Raw genomic sequence first — 15,919 nt, 5'->3', positions numbered from 1 at the left:
GACCGGACAACTTAGGGCAGGTTGATAACTTCTGCCACAACATTGGTTTCAACCAACACTTCCTTAGCGTACGACCGATGCCCTCGGGGCGACATCAGGAAAAGCTTGCCTCCTTTTACGGCAGCCAGCTGGCTTAGTAATTTTAATTTGGATAGGAGATGTTTTGCTTCGGCAGCATCCGTCTTCAAAATCACCTCAAAGTACGATTCCTGATCGAATTGTTTACCCGTAACATCGGGAATAAATTGTTCGCTGTCCTGCTGACGGCCATAGGTGATTGGCGTTTGATACCCTTCGGCATTGGCTCTAATGTCATTGTAGCCGTGTTTTTGTACCCACTCAACTACTTTCAGGATATGCGCTTGTTTGCTCATGAATAAGGTAATTTAATTGTCAAAAGATTGCCGCAGGTCGTAGAATTAGTCAACCAGCCAACAGTAGCTCTTGTTAAGGTGAGATAATGAGAATACAACGGAAGAAATCGTCGGCTCAATGACGGTTTCCGGAATAACTTCAGTAAAAAAAACGCTAAAGTACAGGCAAGCAGTCTACTGTCGGATGATACATCTGCCAGTAACAGGGCTACCATACTGGCAGTAAAGGAGATTTATGCATAAAAAGCGGATACGCATCACCACTCTTTTCTATAAACGTAGCGCAAGTTACGAAAGTATCCTGATACAGATGGTCATTCTACTGAAAAGGACGTTTGGGCGACGAAGACATTAATGGCTGTTTGCTAACCTTGTCCCTTCCATTAATCCTATATAAAATTGGCTTTTGTTTATAGAACTGCCAACTAATAAATTTAATATATATGAAGATTTGGTTATGTGTAAGTTTGGGGGATTTATTTACTGTACTAACTTGTATGAGATCATCTATAATGGAGTCACAATCAGTTACTAACGACCCCCACCCGTACACAAAAACCAGCTCCAAAGCCAAGCGGCTAACCTTCGACCGTGGATGCCCCTGCTGTGGTAAATCATATGCACTGGAGCGAGTACCACGTAATTTTCTGTTTAAATACCTACTTCGTTTTATTCCAACGCGTGCTTTTCACTGTTATTACTGTCAGCACTCCTTTATCAGAATAGGCTAAATTGTACAAATGATTATAGAGGAGGTACTTATACATAAAAAGTTTCTCGAAAAAAATTTATTCATAGCATTAGTAGGGTTTGCTTATAGGCAGCGTGCGTAGGTCATTAAAAAGGAAATGGGCTGATGCGTATGCACCTACGGGATTAATGCGAAATTTACCGGATGAAAAACGCATTTAGCCTACTGTTTGTCGCCAGCCTGCTTGCGGCCTGCGGACGTTCCGAGAAGAAAGAAGAAACGACAACCCAGTCAACAACGACTCAATCGACGGCTGATTCCACGCTGGCAACAGCGCCTGATTCGAAAAATTGCCGGTCGGTGGTAGAATCCGATAAACTGGGCAAATCCGATGTTTTTCAGGAGTCTGCCAAACCAATAACCGTAACACTCACGCTGGCTCAGGACAGCAGCGCTACCCAAGCGGACGATGGCTGTTATTTTAATAATACAATTACGGTACTGGCCGCAAAAAAATCGGGTAGTCAGGTTTTTAAACGAACCCTGCTTAAGGACGACCTGCTCTATTTCATCAAAACGGATGACGTAGTTGAGCGGTCCGTTTTACAGCAGGTCGTCTATAAACCTACCTTCAACGCCCAGCGATACATTACGCTGACGATGCAACTGGTTGAGCCGGTCAGCAAGAAAAAAGCTGACTACACCGTAACGATGAATTACTTCGGTGAAATTATCAAGGTGAAATAATGGCAGTGTGTTAAAACGACATATCTTGAAGATATGTCGTTTTAACACACTGCCCTACACCGATTATTTTCGGAACGTTGTAATGGCTTCTTCATAAATACGTACACCGGGGATGTCACGGACACCATTGGCAATATCGGCTTTAATGGCTCCCTCGTCAATAATCCAGTAGCCGTTGGGCACCTGGTTTGGGTCGACAATGTTGTACGTCCATTTCATCTGCACCCCTTTGGGCTTTGCTACCAGGGCGACATCGGGCATTAACCAGGTCGTCTCGCCGGAATGGGTGATGGGTGTTTGGTTGGCGGCCTGTGCCTGTTGATGTTCACGTACCCGTAATACTTCCCGATTATAGTGCTCTACGGCATCCTTAAGTGGTTGCATCGCGGCCAGAATCGGTGCTGTCATCTCCTTTTCTATCTCCATCCAGTCGTGTTTCTGTTTGTCGAGCTGGCGGGTAATCTTGAGCCGTTCGGCAGCAACGAGTTTAATTAACTCATGCCCCTGAGCAACGTGCTTAATGAGGGTTTCCTGTTGCTCGGGTGTGCCGCACACCGCTGGTTGCCGCCGAAGAAAGGCAACATAGTCCGACAGTGACGATTGAAGCAGTTCGCGCCCGTTAGAATCAGTAAGGGATAGGTCGGTGTTGGGTTTAGTTTCGGTATCCATACCCTTAAAAGCATTTAGGGGGTATAAATGTTGTCTAAATCATGTTTGAACAATCATCGTTCACAAACGAGCAAGTGCATGGCCTCACCTTTAGTCAGTCGAATCGGGTAGCCATTCAATAAAGCCCAACCTTTAACCGTAACGGTTTTCTGTGTTTTTGTATTGGTAATTGTGTAGGTCTTTCTGCCGTCAACTGGATACCACTCCTGAAACTGGTTGATTCGTGGGTAGTTGATCGGTAAACGCATAAAATCCCGGTGAAAGGCGGGTGAAAAACGAAGGCTACCCGACCACGCTTCGGCAGTCTCTACGCTGATATACAGGTCTGTTTCGGTTGGCACGGCCCCGATAGTAACGGATTCCTGCCAGTCGGAAAGCCAGGTTCCGGCCGTTTTCCAAAGGCAGTACATCAGGGTTGTGCGGGCAAAATTACCGTCGCCGTGCCAGCCTTCGATAATGCCCGACGGTTTCTGCTTCGCCCACATAACCTGCATTTCGCTGTCGATCCACTGGGCGGCAGAATGACTTTTTTCGCGGAGAATCAAGTTCAGCGCGCCTTCTATGGAGTCGGCATAGCCATCACTGCTTTGACCCTCCCAGGCGTAGTTGCGGTAGTTTTGATTGAGCGATTGGAGCGCCTTGATTACTGCATCCCGGTAGTCAGCACGTCCGTCGGTGAGATAAACCGTGTAGCAGGCATTGAGCAGGTAGCCCCATGTGTCGGCCAGCGCCGGGTCCAGTATTTTACCTGTCGAGGGGTTTATTTCATTGTAAAACAGCCCGTCGGCATTGCGGCCTTTGGTGAGAATGAGGTCGAGCAGCTCAGTCATGTAGGGCTGCCATTGTTTCTTTTTTGCCGGGTTCAGGAGGTGCATGGTCGCGTACACTTCTGATAGTCCGGCAATAATTTCGCAGCCGTGGTCGCGCATGCGCAGCCTGGTCGATGCCTGAGTGAGCAACCGTTTGTCGTTCAGATATTGATCGCCCAGCGCAACGGCCACATCCAGGTATTTCTGTTTGCGCGTAATCCAGTACATGCGGTTGAGGACTTGAAGCAAATCGCCGTTTACTTCTACGTCGGCGCTGTTGCCGTAAAAATTTCCTGTTAAATGAATTGGGAAGGAAACCACAGGAAGCAGGTCGTCCAGTATACCTTCCATCCGCCGGAACCAGGGCGTGTTCGGCCCCAGCCATTCCGTAAGCGGCACAAGGCCGTCTTTCATGTATTCGGCGCTCCCGAAAATAACCTGACTGCTATCGACAGGCTCTTTCAGAAACCCTTTTTTTGTGAATGAATAGGTGTCGGGCAGACGGCCAATTCGCGAAGTCAGGCGTTGCTCGGTTTGTAACATGGTTTGCATCGTCCCCCTAAACAGGTCGGGGCGCAGCAGCGAAGCCGTCATGACCATGAAAGGATAATTGTCGGCGGCTGCATCGTAGGCATTCCAGAAATGACGGCTGTCGGTCAGGTTGCGTGGAATGAGGCCCGTGCCGGAATCGGCTTCAGCCAACCAACCGTTAAGGTAGAGCGCACACCGCCGGAAGCCGCTGTTGGCCAGACGCCCATTGAGGGAGGCCTGCTCAAAAAGCAAACCTGACGATTGGGCACCTGCCAGATTCGCCAGCAGCAGTGTCAGGCAAAAAACGACGAGAAAGCAGTTGGTACGGCGCTGTGTCATAAGTGGCTCATTTCTTACCTAAAATCCGGTAACTGCCAGTTGCCTACTCATACGTCCGAAAAGTTGGGCCTATACCAAAGTAGTGATTGGTTACCGCGTGCTTTCCCCGGTATCACCCGGTAGGGCCAGCAACACCAATGAGTAACTAAAATGAGGAATGGACGTAATCCGGGCCGTGTAAAACACTGGCTCGCCGTTGGATTGGTTTTTGTTTTGTTCAGTAGTGTTGCCGCGCCCAAGCCGCCCCCGAACATCATTATTTTTCTGGTCGACGATATGGGCTGGCAGGATACGTCCGTACCCTTCTGGAAGCAGCTTACGGATCTGAACCGGCGCTATCGTACGCCAAATATGGAACGGCTGGCCAAAGAAGGAATGAAGTTTACCAATGCCTATGCCACGCCCTTGTGTACACCCACGCGGGTGAGCCTGATGACCGGCCTGAACGCGGCCCATCACCGTGTAACAAACTGGACGTCTCCCAACAAAAATACCAGTACCGATTATCCCGACACGCTGTTAAATCCGGTAGACTGGACTATCAACGGATTGAGCCCGGTGGCGGGTGTGGAACGAACCGTTCAGGCAACGCCCCTGCCTGTGTTGCTTCGTCAGCAGAACTATTATACAATTCATGCCGGAAAGGCGCATTTCGGCCCCCTCGGAACTCCCGGTTCTAATCCTGAAAATCTGGGGTTCATGGTCAATATCGCCGGGAGTGAAATAGGCCATCCCGCCAGTTATTTAGGGCAGGAAAACTACGATCACCCCGTTAATGGAAAGCCGAATCGAAACGCGGTGCCCGGTTTGGACGCCTGGCACGGCCAGGATGTATTTCTGACTGATGCCCTCACCCACGAAGCCCTGAAAGCACTCACTGTACCAGTGCAGAAGAAACAGCCTTTTTTTCTGCACTTGAGCCACTATGCCGTACACACGCCTATTATGGCCGACAAACGCTTTGTCGACCGTTACCTGAAAGCGGGACTGGACACCACCGAAGCCCGGTATGCATCGCTGGTTGAAGGGATGGACAAGAGCCTGGGCGATGTGCTGGCTTTCCTCGACGAGCGAAAACTGACTGGCAACACAGTTATTATCTTCATGTCAGATAATGGTGGGTTGAGCATGAGCCCGCTGCGGGGCGGAAAGGCGCATACGCATAATTTGCCCTTACGGGTGGGCAAGGGGTCGGTCTATGAAGGTGGCATTCGGGAGCCGATGCTGGTGCGCTGGCCCGGTGTTGTGAAAGCGGGCAGCCTGACAGAACAGCCCGTTATTATTGAAGATTTCTTTCCTTCAATGCTGGAGATTGCCGGTGGGCAAAAGCATGCACTTCATCAGCCAATCGATGGCCGTTCGTTTGTGCCTCTGTTAAAAAACCCGGCATTACGCGATTCGTCGCGGGTGTTCGTGTGGCACCACCCGAACCGCTGGGTTGCTGCCGAAGCCCCCCTTATATCGTGGGCCAGTGCCCTGAGGCAGGGTGACTGGAAGCTTGTCTACGACCACCGAACCAGCGTTCTTGAGTTGTATAATCTGCGGAACGATATTGGCGAGCAGCGAGATCTGGCCGGGCAATATCCAGAAAAGGTACACGATCTGGCTACGCTGCTGACGCGTCAATTACAACGTTGGGACGCGCAGATGCCCACCTTCAGGCGAACCGGGCAGCCTGTGCCATGGCCGGAGGATGCACTGGCAGCGCCCAAACAGTAACGGATGTCGGTGGAAAGCGGTGTCAGTGCTGTAGGTCGTCTACCACCTGTATCGCCCCATCTTTTTTGCCTGGCCAGGCGGCATGCCTTTCCCGTTTTTGTACCAGCTTTTGTGAAGATCGTTGTCGTGACGGGACGCGGTATTGTATAGGGTCGACTGGCGGGTACAGGCCGTTGGCAGCATCGTCAGAAATACCAGAAAAATCAGTAGTTGCTTTATGTGTATGTAGTGCTTCCGGATAAGCCAGAGCGAGTGAGCACTCCCTAAGCTGAAACGGCACGTGAGTCGCATATAGTACGGGTAAGCTACCGTGCAGGCCACCCGATTATCGAATGGGGTGAATCAGCTTAGCTGCTGAATTTCTTATAGGCGTTGCTGAGTTTGATATCGTATTTCATCAATTTAAAATTCTTGCCATTATACATGCGCGCAAACCGTGCCCACTGGTGCTCGCGCAATTCATCATCCAGCCCCCAGTTGGTGATCAGGTTACAGAATAAATTGAGCTGATCGGCCTCCGATTTGCACATGCGGGTGATAAACTCAGACAACGACTTACAGCCACAGTCGGGCCAGTTGGAGCCAAGAATCTGGAACAAACCAAACGAAGTGGCCATGCGCGCGGCCTGGAGGTTGAGCGCTTTGGCTTCGTCATACAATTGCCAGCTATGCAGCACACCGGTTGGGTAGCCCACCCGCAGGTTTTTGAAGCTTATCTGCGGATGTGATGCGTCGAACTGTCCCTGAGTATACCGGTGAAACAGGTGCGGCTCAAAGCGAATAACAACGCGGCCATTCGTCAGGAAGCCCTGTCCCCCTGACTCAACCTCGGTTACGGTCTTAATTACGGCAACTTCAGTGCGCAGACTTTTTGCCGCCTGTTGGTAATCAGCAAGAGTTAGACTTGTTGGCATGGCTGAAAAGAGATTTAGAGCGGCTAAAGTAATTCGTTGGCGGTCAGTGTAGTTGGTTGCTTTATTTACCGGTCGTCGGACAGAATCAACGAAGCGCAGGTGTTTTCGGTAAAATCTACCGTTAGCTAAATGGCGCATTAAGTCCCCATTATATAATGGCCGCTTATTTGCTTATTTATCAGGTATCTCGCCCGAAAGCTGTTTCGAACTTTTCTATTTCACTTGACAAAAAAAGTGTTTTTGAACGTGCGGTGCTGGCAGGTTGACGGATTTGGCAGTACTGAGACCTGGATATCAGCTACAATGTAGTTGTCGAGCCACGAAAGGAAAAAAACTTTCCCGATAGGCTATTTCTTTCATTAATACGGTGTACTGAAAAACGGACTGTTTATGAAAATTTTCGTTGGCTACGGCTATAATGAAGACGATAAATGGATAGAGGAAATGGTATTCCCGCTAATTGAGTCTTACGGCTTTAAAGTAGATACCGGTAAGGAGTTATTTGGGAAAAATGTACCTAAATCCGTATTGGAACGGATTAATAATTCTGACGCCGTAATCGCATTTTTAACCAAGAGAAATGCAATGAAGTCAAGTAATACCTTCTCCACGCACCGTTGGTGTATTGAAGAGCTTGTTGCTACTATACCAACCAATATTCCAGCTGTTGAAATTAGGGATAAAGCCGTAGAGTCGCAGGATGGTATGGTTTTCGATCGGCAGCGTATAGAGTTTGATATCAAAAGGAAAGATAAACTTTTGGTTGAGCTGGCCAAGTTGGTGGGCGGTTGGCAAAAGCAAATGATGAGTAAAATAGTAGTTCTATTTGATAAGAAAGGGCCAGCTTACAACACCTTCTCAAGTAGAATACATGAATGGAGGTGTATGTACTATTTTTCTGTAGATGGGGAAAAAACGCCGGTATTTGAATCCATCCCTTACAAAGCCCCGGATGGGAGCATAGTGGCGAAAATAAAAAATATACCAGACTCTCTGCAATCGCTTATTTATATAACGCTCGAAAACAAGGTTGATAAAAGCTCACTAGCCTTGGAAACACTTATCCACTATCAACTCATCAAACGATAAGTTATGGCCACTTCTATTTATAAATTACAGCAAAAGACAAAACGAACTGCTGACGATTCCTGGGAATGGTCTGTTTGGGTTGAGGCTGGTAAAGCAGCCCTTAACAAGATTGATTCGGTAGTTTATGAAATCCCGTTTCTTGAACATCCAGTACGAATAATATATGACTCCGAGTCGCGGTTCAGACTTTCGGATGTTTGCTTTGCTGGTTTTACAGCCAACGTCGAAATCAGACTGAAAGACGGGACCACTGAAAACGCTAAAATCAATATAGACGTAAATGACGCTCCTCTTACCGTAAATGCGCCCCCAAAGCAAACCGAGTCCGGCGCTGTAAAGTCTGCCTCCAATTTTTTGATCCAGTCAATTGTCTTGCAGGGCGACTTGGACGAAAGCTTTGATTCGGACGAAAGCGAAACCTTAACCCTCGACGCTGTCTATACGGTACGGCCCGCCACGCGCGCTGGCAATACCCCACGCCATGTAGTACCAGTGGTTGATGAGGCTGGCCACCCAAAAGTCATCGAGTTTACCTTCAGGAAAGTCAGCGGTAGCGAGGCAGATGCAGAAACCGACACTGTGTGGATTGGCGATTTAACGACTATTGATGACATTTTCCCCGGTACGTCGACTCAGGTCAGGGGTATTGAGAATGGCCAGGAAAGGACTGTTGTTATTCCTGCAGAGTTAGCGGTTGGGGAGTCGAACCGTGGCGGTATGCTGCCCAGAATTGCGCTCAAGCTGGTTCGGATCTTTACCAGAAGAGAAAAAGTTGAAGATAGTCGGCCTCAGATAGAGAAAACGGTTCGAGATTTGGCAATCCGGCTGGAAGACCACCAACTGGAAAATAGAACGGGTTTGTTTCGGCTTACGGAGCAGTTCGAACTGGAGGACATAAAACTACAAAACGGGGGCAATTACCTCCTGTTCATTCACGGTACCATGTCTTCCGCGAAAGGGGCGTTCGATAAGTTAAAGGACACACCTGTATGGACATTTATCAACCAAACGTACGAGAATAGGGTACTGGCTTTTCAGCACAAAACCATCACTCAAAGCCCGCTGCAGAATGTACTGGACCTGGTAAAAGAACTACCAAAGACGGCTACGCTGACCCTCATCAGCCATTCGCGTGGCGGTTTGGTGGGCGATATACTCAACCGATTCTGTCTGAGCGATACGTCGAAGCGTGGCTTTTCCCTTAACGAGAAAAATTACCTGCGCCGACAGAATCGCGACAACGACCTGCGGCTGATCGAAGAAATTGACGCTACGATTTCAGACAAAAATATTACCATTGCCAAATTTATCCGGGTGGCTTCTACCGCCAGTGGAACAACGCTGTTATCTCATCGGCTCGACACGTTTTTCAATGTTATCGCCAATGTCATCGGCCTGGCTATTCTTCCGGCTTTCGGCCTGGTTCGGGATTTGATCGCTACCATACTGGAAAGTCGGCAGGATGTATCTATTCTGCCGGGTCTGGAAGTGCAGAGCCCCGGTTCGCCCTTTAACCAGATGCTCAACAATGCAAATCCTGACGTTCTCATCGATACGCCCCTCTTCATTATCTCGGGCGATGCCAAACTGAGTTTGCGCTGGCAGGCTATTAAGGTTGCGCTCACAAATCTGTTTTTCCTGGGCGATAATGATTTTGTGGTGGATACCCGCTCCATGTACAATGGCATCCGGCGGGTCGAGACTAAAGTTCAGTACTTTTTCGACCAGGGGGCTAACGTGAACCACTCCGGTTATTTCGAAAACGACCGAACCCGGAATGCGTTGCTGCTGGCTTTACGGAGCACCGGCGATGCCCCCATACCCGGTTTTTCTAAACTGGACAGCCGCGCGTTCAGCCAGGAGGAGATTCGGACTATAAGCTCGGTAATGCCGGGAGGTAAGGTAGCGCCCACGCCGGTATCGGGCACGAAACCAATTGTGGTCTTGCTGCCGGGTATTATGGGCAGTACCCTGACCGTTAACGGCAAATCGGTATGGATCAATTATTTGAGCTTTCTCGGCGGTGGCCTTACCTCGTTACTGCATAATAATGACAACAACAGGTATGTAAAAGCTGACGGGCTCGTGGGCAGTGCGTACAAAAAACTGGCCGATGCGTTGTCGCGGGATTACGATGTGGTTGTTTTTCCGTTCGACTGGCGCATCGACATGGCCACCAATGCCGCAGCACTGGATCGAAAGCTGATGGACTTGAAGCAAGTGGGGCAGCCGGTTAAACTAATCGCCCATTCTATGGGGGGCGTGCTGGTGCGAGACTATATTATCCGATATGCCGATAACTGGAAGTTGTTGCAGGGCATTCAGGGGTTCCGGCTCCTGTTGCTGGGAGCGCCCCTGGGCGGTTCGTTCCGGATTCCTTACGTATTATTTGGGCTGGATTCTCTAATTCATACGCTGGATTTTATCGACGTAACCCACTCCAAAAAGGAGCTGCTGGCGGTGTTTTCCCAGTTTCCGGGTATTCTTAGTCTGTTACCGCTAACGACCGACAAGGAAAATGATTTTGCCAGCCGCGAAACCTGGGAGCGCATGCGGACAGCCTTTGGCGATACCAGTTGGCCCATTCCCGACGATGCTTTACTGACCCAGTTCGGTGCCTATCGGGCGGGTATTCTCGACAAAGCACCGACCATAGACCTGTCGCAGGCCGTTTACATCGCCGGTCAGAGCCGGAGGAATCAGCAAACCATTAGCGGGTTCACAACGGACCATAACCGGCTTACGTTTCTGGCAACGAAAGAGGGCGACGAGAGCGTAACCTGGGCAAGTGGTATCCCCCAGCAGCTCGTTGAGCGTAATGCTGTGTACTACTCCGACGTGGCGCATGGCGAACTGGCGAATGAGCCCCGGTTGTTTGGCGCCATCCGTGAACTGCTGGATACGGGCATAACCTCGCAGCTGAAACGGATTCGGCCGGCAGTCCGTAGTCTTGAGCGGGAGTTTAAAGCGAAGACTATCGTTAATTTTGACCTCTCGTCTACCGGCGTTGAGAAGGCACTGATGGGCCTGGGTACCAACGACCAGTTCGGAACCAGCGATGTTCCTATAACGGTTTCGGTCAGTAATGGCGATTTGAAATACGCGATGCACCCGCTGATGATCGGTCACTTTGATCGCGACGGTATCATTTCGGCCGAGAAAGCCGTTAACTGGCATTTAGGTGGCGAGTTAAGCCGCAGGCACCGGCTAGGCCTTTATCCGGGCCCTATTGGCACCAGTGAACAGGTAGCTTCAGGCAGCACCAGAGGATTTAGGGGGGCAATAATTGTAGGGCTGGGAAAACAGGGGCTTCTAACAGAGCACATGCTGACCAGCACAGTGGAACAGGGTACATCCAAATATCTGGTAAACATAAACAGTAAACCCGATAACCTGACCGGCAGGGAGGCTACCCCCGAACGGGTCGGTATTTCAATGCTGATTATTGGCTCGGGCTACGGTGGGCTGCGTATAGAGAACTCCGTAAGGGCCATCATACAGGGTGTGCAGAATGCAAATGCGAAGGTTCTGCAGATTTATGACTCCCCTAAGCTCATCGAGGAAATTGAATTTGTTGAGCTTTATAAAGACAAAGCCTTAACCTGTATAAAGGCCATCAGTGCGATTGAAAAGGACGAAAGCCGATCGCTCAACATATTCAGAAATAGTAATAAGATAAAAGAACTAACCGGTTTGCGGGAGCGGTTGCCTGTAGATGACACGACAGAATGGTGGACGCGCATCAATGTAAGCAGTGAAAAAGATGCGTTTGGCCAGCTTACGCCACAACGTAATCTGCAGTTCGAGATTTCGACTGATGCGGCCCGGGTTGAAAAACAGTCACTGGCAACAATCAATGATACGCTTACTGGCATGCTGGAAGATTTATCCCGCCATGATACATGGTCGCCGGGATTAGCAAAAGCCGTTTTCGAGTTGATGATTCCCAACGACTTTAAAGAGCAGGTTAAGCGGCAAAGCAACATCAACTGGATATTGGACAGCTACACGGCCGCTTTCCCCTGGGAGCTGTTGCAGGATAGTACGGGTAATGCCAGCCCGCTGAGTGTGAATGCCGGGATGGTCCGGCAACTGGCCACCAGCAATGCCCGTGCCACCATCACGCCCGTTCTTGAACCTACCGCCATTGTTATTGGCGATCCTGATCTGGGCAATCCGGCTATTCAACTAAAGGCCGCACTTGAAGAGGGAAAGAAAGTCGCCGATCTGCTGGAGACGCACGAGTTTCAGGTGACCCCCTTGATGGGGAAGTCGGCCTCAACGATTTTGCTGGAGCTGTTCAGCCGAAATTACCGAATCGTACACCTGGCAGGGCATGGCGTATTTAACCCTGACCCGAAAGCACCAACCGGTATGCTGATTGGCAAAGATGCCTACCTAACCCCGGCATACATTAAGCAGATGAGCAATGTGCCCGAGTTGGTTTTTGTGAACTGCTGCTTTTTGGGTCAGTTTGACGGGGCGGCAGAACTAGCCAACAACAACCGATTAAAGCTGGCAGCCAACATTGGCACGCAGTTGATTGAAATTGGGGTCAAAGCTGTTGTTGTGGCCGGTTGGGCGGTAAACGATACGGCAGCCCTCGACTTCGCCGAAGTATTTTATCAGAGCCTGTTCGAGGGGTACAGCTTCGGGGAAGCTACCAAGAAGGCGCGGAAGCTGGTCTTCGAAAAGCATGGGGCGCGCAATAACACATGGGGTTCCTACCAGGCCTATGGCGATCCCTTTTATCGACTCTCGACAAATTTTCGGACAGCAAAGCCGGCCTATAACTTTATTATTCCGCAGGAAGCCGAAATAGAATTGAGCAACTTACTCAACCGGGTCGAAAGCGGGGGCTATGATATTGAAGAGGTTAAGCAGACAATGGACGCCATTGATAAAGCCCTCATCAGGGAAAGCCTGAGCAGCGGCCGGATCATTGAACTACAGGCGCTCCTGTTCAGCGGGCTGAATTTGTACGATCAGGCAATAACCCTGTTTGAAAAATTATGGAAGGAAGAAAAGGCCTCCTTTTCCTTTTCGGCCACGGAAAAATTCTGCAACACCAAAGCCAAGTATCATGCGCAAGCCATAAAAAAAGTGAAAGGGGTAGGTACAGGCGTAAGTGCCGAGGTCCTAAAGACGGCCACTGATGAAGCCACCAAAGCGATCAGCGAAGTTCTTCAGGATATGCAGAATCTGATTCGCTTCGGCGAAACGGCAGAACGGGTAAACATCCTGGCGAGTACCTACAAACGTCTGGCCCTAATTAGTGATCAACCCGATAAGCAAAATGCGTATACCTGCTCGGCCAATCTGTACAAAAAATCATACCTGATACTGGGTAACAAAACGAGATTTTACCCGCTTATCAACTGGCTTTCCATCGAAAATGCATTGGTTCTCGCTAACGTCCATACCTGGGGGGAGGGGGGGCTAGTCAAAAAAGAGAAAGCGAAGGAGTTCCTGAAGACGGAATTAGCGGCAATCGACAAAAAAGAAGGAGACGAAAAAGACTATTGGGACTGGATCGCCGAACCAACCATTCTCCTGTGCCAACGGCTACTTGGCGATACGAGCGTAAGTGACGATGCAATAGTGGCCAGTTATATGTCTGGCTGGGGTTACATTGGTAGCCAAGGGCAGCACCAGGCAGAAATTGAGCACCTGGACTTTCTGGAGAATGCTCTGAAAATGGGGATTCCTGAGCAGGCAAAAGACGGTCTGGAGGTGGTTAAACGAATGCGAATGGTGCTGGAAGGCGTGCTTTGACAGCCACTATCAGTTGATGACGAACCCGCTGATGAACGATCTATAACACTGCCAGCACCGTTCCGGCGGCCGCTTTTACCTGTCTCCAGTCTTTGTCGATATCGGCTTCGCTGAGGAAGTAGAAAGGGGTAAAGGTATCACGGGTGATACGCCTTAGCCCCCGGAAGGGTTGACTGGCTTTCCAGGTGGCGTTGGCAAACCGGCATAGCAACTCGCTGTCTTCCCGCCCGATCGAGTCGCTGACGATAGCGTTCAACACATCGGAAGGGAGCTTTTGCTGCGTGGTGACCAGGTAGTTGAGGCCGCACTCCAGCGCGTAAAAACCGGCTGCGTTCGTTGCAATCTTCTGGTCTTTAACCGGCTTCATGACTGTTGTTTTCTCTTCTTCGGGCGTAAGAAAAGGGGGTGCCGGTTTCTGCTGAGCGGTATAATAAGCCGCGTTCTGGGCGGTGGCCATCCGGATGGCAAACAACTCATCGTGCAGTAGCCTTCTTAATGTTTCCATCTGAAATTTCAGAGACTCGTTCAGGACATCCTGCATGGCGGTCAGTAGCGTACCGGATGCGGCCTTAATCTGGTCGTAATCTTTCCTGACCGCATCGGGTGGTAGTAGACTGGCCGTTCTAAAGGTTGGTCGTTTGATGCGTTCCAGCCCGCGAAACGGCTGTCCGGTTTTCCATGTGGTGTTGGCAAACCGGTTGAGAAGCAGTACCTCAGACGAGACGGCCTGATTAGCGACAATAGACCGTAGTATGTCGGTGGGCTTTCGGCCGCTTTTGGCAGACAACGCGCCAAGGCCACATTCCAGCGCGTAAAACCCAGCCAGATTAGTGGCTATTTTTTCGACTCTCCGGCTTACCGGCACGTTCGCCGTGTCTTCTCCAGGCAGCAGAAAAGAGGGAGCCGTTTCGCCGAGCCCCGTGTAGTAAGCCGCACGTTGCGACTCGGCTACTGCCAGCGTAAATGCTTCGTTTCGCAGTAGTGAGTCGATAATGGAAATTTCTCGTTCAATGTGTTGAGCTTGCGTATTCTCTTGCTGGAGTTTCATACGGGACAAAACTAAGTATAGAGGGTATTATGAGCCACAATCTGCTACGGAGGTGCTATCGTTAAAGTAGATTTGCCCGGTTAATTGTTTTAAACTTTGTCGTCTGCTCATGCCTGCATGCTGGTGGTTCGTACAATTTATTATGACGCATTCCAGTCAAACAAAATTTTTCATGAAACCAATATACGTACTGGTGCTGCTGTTTCTGGCTTTTTCTGCAGAGAACGGTCTTGCTCAATCAACTAAAAAAGGAAATGCCAAAGTCATTCGAACGCTGATCGTGGATGGACAGAACAACCATGACCAATGGCCCAAAATTACGTTTATGATGAAGCGCTACCTGGAAGAAACGGGTAAGTTTTCGGTCGACGTAAAGCGGTCGTACTATACCTGGAACGGGGGCGATTTAGTCAATAAATATAAGATTCCGGGCGTTGGCAGCACCGTAGACCTCCCGAAATCGAAAGCTGATTCCAGCTTTCACCCCGACTTTTCCAAATACGACCTCGTAGTATGTAATTTTGGATGGAATGCGGCTCCCTGGTCTGACGAAACACAGGCCGACTTTGAGAAATTCATGAAAAACGGGGGTGGTCTGGTCGTTGTTCATGCCGCCGACAACTCGTTTCCCATGTGGCCTGCTTACAACAAAATGATTGGTCTGGGTGGCTGGGGCGACCGTACCGAAAAAGATGGTCCGTTCGTGTATTACGACAAAGAGGGCAAACTTATCCGGGACCCACAGCCAGGTCGAGCCGGTTCGCACGGGGCGCAGAATGAGTTTCAGATTACCGTTAGGGATACCAAACATCCCATCACGAAAGGTATGCCGCTAACCTGGATGCACACTAAAGATGAAATGTATGATCGGCTGCGGGGCCCTGCCGAGAATATGACCGTACTGGCAACGGCCTTCTCGTCGAAAGAGAACCGCGGCACCGACCGCAACGAACCTATGTTGATGACCATCAACTACGGGAAAGGGCGTATTTTCCATACACCCCTGGGCCATGTCGATTACTCAGTCGAATGTGTGGGTTTCATTACCTGTTTGCAACGGGGGGCGCAGTGGGCCGCCACGGGTAAAGTCGATATCCCGATACCGGCCGATTTTCCGACCGAAAGTGCCACCAGCAAACGCAGTTTCGTGGAGTAAAAGAGCTATTCGGCAGGGAAGTTTACAACCCGGGGCTTTGGCTAATCTGTTTCAGCAG

General features: G+C 49.9%; 11 protein-coding genes. 5 read left to right on the top strand and 6 right to left on the bottom strand.

From position 1 onward, the window contains the following. Positions 1-11: 11 nt before the first annotated feature. Positions 12-374 (bottom strand): hypothetical protein, encoded by a 363-nt coding sequence (locus NT073_RS25830; RefSeq protein WP_012925195.1) that lies wholly within the window; start codon positions 372-374, stop codon positions 12-14. 895 nt (positions 375-1,269) lie between these two features. Here NT073_RS25830 and NT073_RS25825 point away from each other — a divergent pair. Continuing rightward, on the top strand, positions 1,270-1,812 hold the full coding sequence (locus NT073_RS25825) for a hypothetical protein (protein ID WP_297379415.1): 543 nt from the start codon (positions 1,270-1,272) through the stop codon (positions 1,810-1,812). Positions 1,813-1,875: 63 nt separating this feature from the next. Here the strand turns inward: NT073_RS25825 and NT073_RS25820 are convergent, their stop codons facing one another. Together NT073_RS25820 and NT073_RS25815 are read right to left on the bottom strand one after the other, a co-directional pair. Continuing rightward, positions 1,876-2,481 (bottom strand): hypothetical protein, encoded by a 606-nt coding sequence (locus NT073_RS25820; protein WP_297379413.1) that lies wholly within the window; start codon positions 2,479-2,481, stop codon positions 1,876-1,878. A 53-nt stretch (positions 2,482-2,534) separates the two neighbouring features. Then, a complete protein-coding gene (locus NT073_RS25815; protein ID WP_297379411.1) occupies positions 2,535-4,160 on the bottom strand; it encodes a hypothetical protein in 1,626 nt (541 codons plus the stop codon). Between the two features lie 150 nt (positions 4,161-4,310). On the opposite strand from NT073_RS25815, the gene NT073_RS25810 reads away from it, so the two are divergent. Next, a complete protein-coding gene (locus NT073_RS25810) occupies positions 4,311-5,879 on the top strand; it encodes a sulfatase (protein ID WP_297379409.1) in 1,569 nt (522 codons plus the stop codon). Positions 5,880-5,918: 39 nt separating this feature from the next. Here NT073_RS25810 and NT073_RS25805 read toward each other — a convergent pair whose 3' ends face one another. Together NT073_RS25805 and NT073_RS25800 are read right to left on the bottom strand one after the other, a co-directional pair. Further along, on the bottom strand, positions 5,919-6,170 hold the full coding sequence (locus tag NT073_RS25805; protein ID WP_297379407.1) for a hypothetical protein: 252 nt from the start codon (positions 6,168-6,170) through the stop codon (positions 5,919-5,921). A gap of 56 nt (positions 6,171-6,226) precedes the next feature. Beyond that, a complete protein-coding gene (locus NT073_RS25800; protein WP_297379405.1) occupies positions 6,227-6,793 on the bottom strand; it encodes an N-acetylmuramidase family protein in 567 nt (188 codons plus the stop codon). 390 nt (positions 6,794-7,183) lie between these two features. Here NT073_RS25800 and NT073_RS25795 point away from each other — a divergent pair, with 390 nt between their 5' ends. After that, on the top strand, positions 7,184-7,882 hold the full coding sequence (locus NT073_RS25795; RefSeq protein WP_297379403.1) for a hypothetical protein: 699 nt from the start codon (positions 7,184-7,186) through the stop codon (positions 7,880-7,882). A 3-nt stretch (positions 7,883-7,885) separates the two neighbouring features. Beyond that, complete coding sequence (locus NT073_RS25790) at positions 7,886-13,657, top strand: CHAT domain-containing protein (RefSeq protein WP_297379401.1); 5,772 nt, start codon at positions 7,886-7,888, stop codon at positions 13,655-13,657. A gap of 40 nt (positions 13,658-13,697) precedes the next feature. Here the strand turns inward: NT073_RS25790 and NT073_RS25785 are convergent, their stop codons facing one another. Next, positions 13,698-14,705, bottom strand: a complete 1,008-nt coding sequence (locus tag NT073_RS25785; RefSeq protein ID WP_297379399.1) for a hypothetical protein — start codon at positions 14,703-14,705, stop codon at positions 13,698-13,700. A 172-nt stretch (positions 14,706-14,877) separates the two neighbouring features. Here NT073_RS25785 and NT073_RS25780 point away from each other — a divergent pair, with 172 nt between their 5' ends. Beyond that, positions 14,878-15,861, top strand: coding sequence for a ThuA domain-containing protein (locus NT073_RS25780; RefSeq protein WP_297379398.1), 984 nt, complete (start codon positions 14,878-14,880; stop codon positions 15,859-15,861). Positions 15,862-15,919 lie beyond the last annotated feature (58 nt).

The sequence above is a fragment of the Spirosoma sp. genome, assembly GCF_026391055.1.
Classification (GTDB): Bacteria; Bacteroidota; Bacteroidia; order Cytophagales; family Spirosomataceae; genus Spirosoma.
This window is presented reverse-complemented; position numbering and strand designations above follow the sequence as displayed.

What these genes read in the sequence shown, in the direction of transcription:
- NT073_RS25785 (WP_297379399.1), bottom strand. Translation starts at nt 14,705, where the DNA reads ATGAAACTCCAGCAAGAGAATACGCAAGCTCAACACATTGAACGAGAA.
- NT073_RS25805 (WP_297379407.1), bottom strand. Translation starts at nt 6,170, where the DNA reads ATGCGACTCACGTGCCGTTTCAGCTTAGGGAGTGCTCACTCGCTCTGG.
- NT073_RS25790 (WP_297379401.1), top strand. Translation starts at nt 7,886, where the DNA reads ATGGCCACTTCTATTTATAAATTACAGCAAAAGACAAAACGAACTGCT.
- NT073_RS25820 (WP_297379413.1), bottom strand. Translation starts at nt 2,481, where the DNA reads ATGGATACCGAAACTAAACCCAACACCGACCTATCCCTTACTGATTCT.
- NT073_RS25815 (WP_297379411.1), bottom strand. Translation starts at nt 4,160, where the DNA reads ATGACACAGCGCCGTACCAACTGCTTTCTCGTCGTTTTTTGCCTGACA.
- NT073_RS25825 (WP_297379415.1), top strand. Translation starts at nt 1,270, where the DNA reads ATGAAAAACGCATTTAGCCTACTGTTTGTCGCCAGCCTGCTTGCGGCC.
- NT073_RS25800 (WP_297379405.1), bottom strand. Translation starts at nt 6,793, where the DNA reads ATGCCAACAAGTCTAACTCTTGCTGATTACCAACAGGCGGCAAAAAGT.
- NT073_RS25810 (WP_297379409.1), top strand. Translation starts at nt 4,311, where the DNA reads ATGAGGAATGGACGTAATCCGGGCCGTGTAAAACACTGGCTCGCCGTT.
- NT073_RS25795 (WP_297379403.1), top strand. Translation starts at nt 7,184, where the DNA reads ATGAAAATTTTCGTTGGCTACGGCTATAATGAAGACGATAAATGGATA.
- NT073_RS25780 (WP_297379398.1), top strand. Translation starts at nt 14,878, where the DNA reads ATGAAACCAATATACGTACTGGTGCTGCTGTTTCTGGCTTTTTCTGCA.
- NT073_RS25830 (WP_012925195.1), bottom strand. Translation starts at nt 374, where the DNA reads ATGAGCAAACAAGCGCATATCCTGAAAGTAGTTGAGTGGGTACAAAAA.